General features: G+C 69.3%; 8 protein-coding genes and 1 pseudogene. 7 read left to right on the plus strand and 2 right to left on the minus strand.

Annotated elements, in window-relative coordinates:
* The first annotated feature begins 142 nt into the window (after positions 1 to 142).
* A complete protein-coding gene (locus VFB40_RS02840) occupies positions 143 to 829 on the plus strand; it encodes a cysteine hydrolase family protein (RefSeq protein ID WP_414642012.1) in 687 nt (228 codons plus the stop codon).
* An 89-nt stretch (positions 830 to 918) separates the two neighbouring features.
* Positions 919 to 2,568 (plus strand): permease family protein, encoded by a 1,650-nt coding sequence (locus VFB40_RS02845; RefSeq protein ID WP_324847676.1) that lies wholly within the window; start codon positions 919 to 921, stop codon positions 2,566 to 2,568.
* Here the strand turns inward: VFB40_RS02845 and VFB40_RS02850 are convergent, their stop codons facing one another.
* Positions 2,569 to 3,225 carry an alpha/beta fold hydrolase gene (locus VFB40_RS02850; RefSeq protein WP_324847677.1) on the minus strand — a complete coding sequence of 219 codons (657 nt, stop codon included), beginning with the start codon at positions 3,223 to 3,225 and terminating at the stop codon, positions 2,569 to 2,571.
* Positions 3,226 to 3,316: 91 nt separating this feature from the next.
* On the opposite strand from VFB40_RS02850, the gene VFB40_RS02855 reads away from it, so the two are divergent.
* The 3 genes from VFB40_RS02855 to VFB40_RS02865 all read left to right on the plus strand — a co-directional run bounded on the left by VFB40_RS02855 (position 3,317) and on the right by VFB40_RS02865 (position 5,413).
* Positions 3,317 to 4,033 (plus strand): GntR family transcriptional regulator, encoded by a 717-nt coding sequence (locus VFB40_RS02855; protein WP_324847678.1) that lies wholly within the window; start codon positions 3,317 to 3,319, stop codon positions 4,031 to 4,033.
* 78 nt (positions 4,034 to 4,111) lie between these two features.
* Positions 4,112 to 4,807, plus strand: coding sequence for a biuret amidohydrolase (gene biuH / locus VFB40_RS02860; protein ID WP_349261319.1), 696 nt, complete (start codon positions 4,112 to 4,114; stop codon positions 4,805 to 4,807).
* Between the two features lie 99 nt (positions 4,808 to 4,906).
* Positions 4,907 to 5,413 carry an NUDIX hydrolase gene (locus tag VFB40_RS02865; protein ID WP_324847680.1) on the plus strand — a complete coding sequence of 169 codons (507 nt, stop codon included), beginning with the start codon at positions 4,907 to 4,909 and terminating at the stop codon, positions 5,411 to 5,413.
* Between the two features lie 73 nt (positions 5,414 to 5,486).
* Here the strand turns inward: VFB40_RS02865 and VFB40_RS02870 are convergent, their stop codons facing one another.
* The gene (locus tag VFB40_RS02870; RefSeq protein WP_349261320.1) at positions 5,487 to 6,218 is read right to left on the minus strand and encodes a FadR/GntR family transcriptional regulator; all 732 of its coding nucleotides are present in this window, start codon (positions 6,216 to 6,218) and stop codon (positions 5,487 to 5,489) included.
* Between the two features lie 694 nt (positions 6,219 to 6,912).
* Between VFB40_RS02870 and VFB40_RS28450 the strand changes: the two are divergent.
* A pseudogene (locus VFB40_RS28450) lies at positions 6,913 to 7,089 on the plus strand (carbohydrate ABC transporter permease); the annotation flags it as partial.
* 22 nt (positions 7,090 to 7,111) lie between these two features.
* On the plus strand, positions 7,112 to 7,998 hold an 887-nt coding region (locus VFB40_RS02880; protein ID WP_527249182.1), incomplete at its 3' end, for a DUF8034 domain-containing protein.

Below are 7,998 nucleotides of genomic sequence, written 5' to 3' on the forward strand. Positions count from 1 at the left end.
AGGTCGACAGTCATCGCTACAGCACGGCCGCACCACTTGCACAGCCCGCACCCGACCCTGTTGCGCTGTGAATCCCAGTAGGTGAGTGCCCATGTCCCATGCGCACGCTCCGTCGTATCCCAATCCGCGCGGCGCTGAATCCTTGACGCCGCAACGCACTGCGATACCGGCCGCCCCGGCGCCCTTCCTCCTCGACCCGGCCTCGGCGGCGCTCGTGGTGATCGACATGCAGCGCGATTTCCTCGAGCCCGGCGGCTTCGGCGCGTCCCTCGGCAACGACGTCGGCGTCCTGCGCCGCACGATCGCGCCGCTGCGGCGGGTGCTGGAGGCGACCCGCGCCGCCGGCCGGCCGGTGATCCACACCCGCGAGGGCCACCTGCCCGACCTGTCCGACTGCCCGCCCAGCAAGCTGAACCGCGGCGCACCCTCGGCGCGGATCGGCGATCCGGGCCCCAACGGACGCATCCTGATTCGCGGCGAATACGGGCACGACATCATCGACGAACTCGCCCCGCTGCCCGGCGAACCGGTCATCGACAAGCCGGGCAAGGGCGCGTTCTACGGCACGGACCTCGGCGCCCTGCTGGCCGAGGAGGGCGTGACTCAGCTGATCGTGACCGGGGTGACGACCGAGGTCTGCGTGCACACCACGGTGCGCGAAGCGAACGACCGCGGCTTCGAGTGCCTGGTCCTGTCCGACTGCGTCGGCTCGTATTTCCCGGAATTCCACCGCGTCGGCCTGGCGATGATCGCCGCGCAGGGCGGCATCTTCGGCTGGACGGCCACGTCGAGCGACTACCTCGCGGCGCTCGACGCCTCACCAGCGTAATCACGTCCTGATACCACGCTGTCGCGGGCGACACCGCCGCAGCGCCCCCGGCTCACACCTTCTTGACTCCACCCTCCACGGAGCCCGCCATGACCACAGTCACCCCTGCCGCCGAATCGACCACCGAGGCCACCCCGCCGCCGACGCTTCCCTGGTGGGCGCCGGGCGAGACCAACGCCTTCTTCGGGCTCGGATTCAACGTCCTCGTCAACGTCCTGGTTCTCACCGGGCTGGTGATCGGCGTCGTCGGCATCTCCGCGCACGACGCCTACCACACGATCCTTCCCGCGCTCGGCGTGGAACTGCTGGTCGGCAACGTCTACTACACCTACCTCGCCCGCAGGCTGGCGCGCCGGGAGCAGCGCACCGACGTGGCGGCCATGCCCTACGGCCCGTCGGTACCGCACATGTTCATCGTCACCTTCGTCATCATGCTGCCGACCTACCTGGCCACCAAGGATCCGGTACGCGCGTGGGAGGCCGGACTGGCCTGGGCCTTCGTCATCGGGCTCATCGTGCTCGCCGGGGCCTTCGTCGGGCCGTACGTGCGCCGATGGACACCGCGCGCCGCGTTGCTCGGCACGCTCGCCGGCATCTCCGTGGCCTTCATCTCGATGCGGCCGGCCGGACAGATGTGGGAGGCGGCCTGGATCGCGCTGCCGGTCATGGTCATCATCCTGATCGGGTTCTTCACGAACCTGCGGCTGCCCGGCAACATCCCGGTCGGCCTCGCCGCGCTGCTGGTCGGCACCGCCATCGGCTGGATCGGCGGCTTCATGTCCGCGCCGGACGTCTCCGCGGCCGCCAAGGACGTCGCCATCGGCCTGCCCACCCTCCAGTTCCACCTGCTGTTCACGGGCCTGAGCCACATCGGGCCGCTGCTGTCCACCGCGATCCCGCTCGGCATCTACAACTTCACCGAAGGCATGACGAACGTGGAGAGCGCCGCCGTCGCGGGCGACTCCTACAACCTGCGCTCGGTGCTGCTGGCCGACGGCACCGGTGCGATCGTCGGCGCGGCCCTCGGCTCGCCCTTCCCGCCGGCCGTCTACATCGGCCACCCGGGCTGGAAGGCTGCGGGCGGACGCACCACGTACTCGATGGCCAGCGGGATCGTCATCGCGGTGCTCTGTTTCAGCGGCATGTTCGGGCTGCTCGGCGCGCTGCTGCCGATACCGGCGATCGTGCCGATCCTGCTGTACATCGGACTGCTCATCGGTGCCCAGGCCTTCCAGGCGGTCCCACGTGCCCATGCCGCGGCCGTGATGATCGCGATCATCCCGAACGTGGCCTCGTGGGCGCAGGGCCAGATGGCGAACGTGCTCTCCGCAGTCGGATATCAGAACGTGGATTTCAGCGAGCACGCGAAGCTGATCCCGCCGACCGCGACGAGCCCCGGCACCGTTCCGGAAAGCGCGTTGGTCAACGCCGGGGTGATCTACAGGGGCCTGATGCTGCTCGGCGACGGAGCGGTGCTGGCCGGACTGATCCTCGGCGCGATCGTCGCGTTCCTGATCGACCGGCAGTTCGTCAAGGCCGCGATCTACTGCGGGGCCGGCGCCGTGCTCTCCTTCGTCGGACTCATCCACGGCGCGAAGGTCGGGTGGAACATCGACGGCGAAGTCGCCCTCGGCTACCTGCTGGCCGCAGCGGTGTGCGCCCTGTTCGCGCTGCGCAAAGTGCCGCCGCGCGAACCCGACCCTGACGAGCACCTGCTGGCCGCGGCGGAAGCGGCGTGATCAGCCCGATGGGGGAAGGCGCAGCGCCAGCCGTCCGGCCAGCGACGCCAAAGCCTCCGGACACTCCAGGTGGGCGGCATGACCACAATCGTCGATGACCCGATACGGCAGGGCGCAGTGAACTTGCAGCGCACGTGCGGCTGCGTGCCGTACCGCAGGGGAGCGCGAGCCGACAGTGGTCAGCGCCGTGCCGGGCACGGACGGCTGGGGAGTGGGCTGGAAGGCGCTGAACATGGCCAGGTCACGACGTACCGCATCCGGATCGGCCGGGGCCATCGCCGCGGTCCACGCTGGCCCGTAGAGTGCCGCTCCGAAGGCGGCCACTCCGCCGGACGCGTAAGCCGCGGCCACCGGAGCGAGCAGGCCGGGCACCAGGCTGCCGACGGCCGGCTCGTGCAACACCGCCCCGGCCAACGGCACCTCGGCGGCCAGCAGCGCCAGCCCGAGCGTGGCTCCGCCACTGACGCCGACTACGACGGCGTCCGTGCAGAGCGCGGCCAGCGCGTCCACTTCGGCGGCCAGGTCACCGCTGTACGCCCGCTGCGGCGCAACCACCGGCACCTGCGGGAACAGCTCGGCCAGCGCGCACCTGACGCGCTGCCAGATCGCAGCCGTCGTAGCGGCGCCATGGATCAGCACGATGCGCGTTTGGGGCATGGTCGCAAGCATAGGAGTGCTCGCTACGCGGTTGACTGCGCCGTAACCTGCGGGGAACGGCGCCGTTACGGTCGCCGCAGAGGATGACGGCATGGATTCGGCAGCGGATACGGCGCAGGATCCTGCTACGGCAGCGACGCGGGATTCGCCGAGCGAGATCGCGTATCGGGAGTTGCGTGACCGGCTGTTGGCAGGCTCGTTCCCGCTCACCCACCGTATGGCCGAGGAGCGGCTCGCCGCCCTGATCGGCGTGTCCCGCACCCCGGTCCGCCATGCCCTGATCCGCCTGCACGGCGAGGGGCTGATCACCCGGCACCGCGACGGCGGTTACCGCCCCACGGTCCCGGACCCGAACGACATCGCGAGCCTGTATGAGGCACGCCGCGCGCTGGAGATCGGCGCGTTGTGGCGGCCGGCGGAGGCCGGCAGCAGGCACGACCGCACCATGCTCAAGCATCTGCGCGAGGACTGGGAGACGCTGCGCCGCGACCAGCCGAAGGCCGACCCGGGTTTCGTCAGCCTCGACGAGGACTTCCACATCCGCCTCGCCGGATCCGCGGGCAACGACATCCTGGTCGACCTGCTGCGGTCGGTCAACGCGCGTATCAGGGTCGTGCGTATCCACGATTTCCTGACCGACGACAGGATCCAGCGCACCATCGTCGAGCACCTGCGGCTGCTCGGCGCGGTGATGGCCGACGATCCGGAGCAGGCGGAACGGATCTTCCGGGCGCACCTGGCCGAGTCCAAGAAGGTCGCCGAGGAGCGTGCGCTGCGCGCCATCGCGCGCATGGCGACGCTGGACTGATTTCCCGCACCACATCCCGCACACCGGTGAGAGGCGGACACGATGAGCATCAGCACACGTACGGATCCGGTGGGAGCGCTGTTCGGGACCGTGGACGCCGAACCGTATCAGTGGCCTTACGACGGCGCGCTGGACCCCGCTCGCACCGCGCTGCTGTGCATCGACTGGCAGACGGACTTCTGCGGCCCCGGCGGCTACGTGGACGCGATGGGCTATGACCTGGCCCTCACCCGCGCGCCGCTGATCCCGACCGCCAAGGTGCTCGCCGCCGCGCGCGCCGCCGGAATGACCATCGTGCACACCCGGGAAGGCCACCGCGCGGATCTCGCGGACTGCCCGCCGAACAAGCTGTGGCGCTCCCGCCGCATCGGCGCGGGCATCGGCGACCCGGGCCCGTGCGGCCGGATCCTGGTGCGCGGCGAGCCGGGCTGGCAGATCGTCCCGGAAGCCGCCCCGCTCGACGGCGAGCTGATCGTCGACAAACCCGGAAAGGGCGCGTTCTACGCGACAGACCTCGACCTTCTGCTGCGAACCCGCGGAATCAGCCACCTGATCCTCACCGGGATCACCACCGACGTGTGCGTACACACCACCATGCGCGAGGCCAATGACCGAGGGTACGAATGCCTGCTGCTGACGGACTGCACCGGCGCCACCGACCCGGCGAACCATGAGGCCGCCTTGCGCATGGTGACCATGCAAGGAGGCGTGTTCGGCGCGATCGCGCCCTCCACTGCGCTCCTCGACACCCTTGCGGTGCCAGTCGCCGGGTGAGGCCGCCCGGTCGTACGCTGCCGTGGGACTGCCGTCCGGAGCGCCAGGCACCCGATGATTCCCTGGGCGGCGGATGAATGCCGCCTCAGGAGCGATCGGATGCTTACTGCAGCAGACGATCAAGAGCCGCTGCCGACCGTATCCGCGGGTCAGCACTGGCTGGTCTCCTGGCATCCGCCTGACGCTGTGATCGGGGGACGCCCGCACGGCGCCGCAGGGGTCTGTCTAGGTGACAGCGGCCGGCAGCTGGTACTGATCAGCCCAGATCAGGTGTACTGGGGACTGCCCGCCGGGCGGCCGGAAGGCAGCGAGACCCCACGCGAGACCCTGGACCGCGAGATGCGGGAGGAAGCCTGCGTCGAGGTAGTCGACGCGCGGTTCCTTGGCTTCTCCCGCAGCGTGTGTACACAGGGCCACGAGAAGGACCTGGTGCTCGTGCGCTCGTTCTGGCGCGCCGAGGTCGAGATCGGGCCCTGGCAACCGCAGTTCGAAATCCCCTACCGCCGCGTCGTGCCAGCCGCTAGGGCCAGTGACTTCCTGCGCGAACCCGACGCCGTCGCCATGCGCATCTCACTGCGCGCCCTCGCCGAAGCCGGCCTCGCGTGAACGCTAATCAATGCCCGCACACCCTCCTCCGCGCACACGCCGGGCACGTTGAAGGCCCGCTACGTCAGTCGCGCTACTCGCCGAAGACGCGGCGCTGGATCTCCCGGCGATAGTCGTCGAGGGTCTTGTCCAGGTGCACCCCGGCAGCCACGGCCGCGGCTTCCGCGTCGCCGTCGCGGATCGCCTGGTAGATCGCGTCGTGTTCGGCGATCGCTTCCGCGGCGTGGCTGCCGATCGCGCCGTTCATCCCGATGGTGCTGGACTGGCGCTGCAGGCGGCGGGCCTCGCGTACCGAGGCGACGAGGAACGGGTTGTGCGAGGCGGCGGCGATGCCGAGGTGGAAGTCGTCGTCGCCGCGGTCGAACAGCGCCACCTGTGCGGTCAGGTGGCCCTGCTCGCACAGCTGCGCGGCGGTTTCGATGGCGCGCAACTCCGCGGGGGTGGCGCGGGCGGCCGCCAGCCGGCTGGCGGCGGTCTCCTGGACACGGCGGAACTCGAAGAGCATGTAGACGTGGTCGAGGTCGGTCGGGAGGAAAGTTGCACCCCAGCGCGAGGAGCCGAGCATGCCCTCTCCGTCGGCCACGTACAAGCCGCGGCCCTTCTGCACGTTCACGCGCCCGATCGCCGAGAGGATCTTGATCGCTTCGCGCACCACGGTCCGGCTGGTGCCCACGCGCGAGGCCAGCTCGTGCTCGGTCGGCATCCGGTCGCCCGGTTGCAGCCGCGCCTCGGTGATCAGCTGCAGGATCTGCTCGGCGGCCAGTTCGTAGCCTGGCCGGTAGGCCTCCGGCTGCGCCCCGTCCAGCTGTGTGGCGGACGCGTTCGATTCCGTCGGAATGGGTCTGCCGTCCACCGGTTCCTGTCTCCTTCGCCCTCTGCCGCGGAAAGGTACGGCAGTTCTTCACTGTGTCAAGAGCATACATCGGCGTTGAGCATCTCGATAGATGTGTGTGACATATAGTGCGTCGAATGTCGCCGATAAGCGCTTAAGAACGGGCAAAACGGCGTCGGTTCGTGACCGGCGAGTAAAAAAATCTTGAAGATAGGTATGCCCAGCCTCTTGACGCTGACGTCTTGGCGAGGCTGTTATGTGTGCCGAAGGACATCGCGCCAACCCGGCAAGTAAGAGCCATCAGCTTGCGCACATCCGGACCCGATCTGATCCGCACACTTGGGTTTGGTCAGCGCGATGTATCAGACACATTTTCTCAGCCTCCGTCCGCAGGGCCGAGCCCGAGCGGTGCCACGACGCAGTGGAGTCGTTCATGAAAGCGAAGGTCCACGTCATCGGCGCGCAAGGCACGGGCAAGCGGCGCAGGCGTGCCGGGCTGTTGGCGGTCGGTGGCGCGCTGGCTCTTGCCTCCGTCGCGGCTTGCGGCACGAGCACAGGCACGTCCGGAACAGGCTCCGGTGTGCAGGGCGGGTTCAGGTCGGCGGCGCAGACCGGTGGCGCACTGACGGTGTGGGTTGATTCCACGCGTCTGGCTGCCGCGCAGCGCCTGGGCACCCTGCTCGACGACGTACCCCAGTTCAACCCCACCGTCGGCAGCCTGGCCGTACAACGCCCGGAACTGGCGTTGGCCACCCTGCTGGCCATCACCCCGGTCCTGCTCGTCTTCCTCTTCTCCCAACGATTCCTCGTCGCCGGCATGCTCGCCGGCGCCACCAAGGAATAGCCGCAAGAAGGAGTACCTCCGGATGCACCCCGCAGTCACCGCCTCGGTGCCGCTGCTCGAACCCCCGCTCTGGGCCATCGCCCAGCGCGAGCTGTTCGACCTGCTCGACCAGGCCTGGCGCCGCTTCGAACGCGAGTACACCGGGCCCGACGGGCGCCTGAACTACCGCGGCCGCCTCTCCACCCGTGACGGCGTGGACGACTTCTACGAGGTCTTCTTCAACTGGCCCCAGCTCTACCTGCTCGGCGGCGCCAGCGACCTGCTGCTCGCCAGCGAACGACACTGGCAGGGCGTCACCCGCCAGCTGACCGAACTCGGCATGCTCCACGACGAATACGAACGCGGATACGACTGGTTCCACCAAGGCGAAAGCCTGCTACTGCTCTACTTCCTGTGCATGGCCGCACCCGAACACTGGACAGAACGCGCCACCCGCTTCGCACAGCTCTACATCGACCCCGCACACGGCAACTACGACCCCCGGCACCGCATCATCACCCGCCCCCACAACGGCAGCGACCCGGACCGCGAAGGGATCTTCGACGGCGACAGCTACCCCTGGCTACCCAAGGAAGCCGAGATGTACGGCTTCCCACTGGACTGGATCCTGCCGCCCGACGCCCCGGAACCCGAGCGGGCCGTGGATCCGCGGCTGAGCACGGAGATGGCGCGGCGCATGGGTGTCGGCGACACGGCGGTCAACCTCGCCGCCGCCGGGCTCGTCCACAATGCCCTGATCCTCACCGGCGAGCAGCGCTACCGCGACTGGATCACCGAATACGTCGGCGCCTGGCGCGAGCGGGCCGCCGCCAACGGCGGCATCCTCCCCGACAACGTCGCCCCCGACGGCACCGTCGGCGGACTGCTCGACGGCCGCTGGTACGGCGGACACTACGGCTGGAACTGGCC

This window comes from Actinocrinis sp., assembly GCF_035650855.1.
Classification (GTDB): Bacteria; Actinomycetota; Actinomycetes; order Streptomycetales; family Catenulisporaceae; genus Actinocrinis.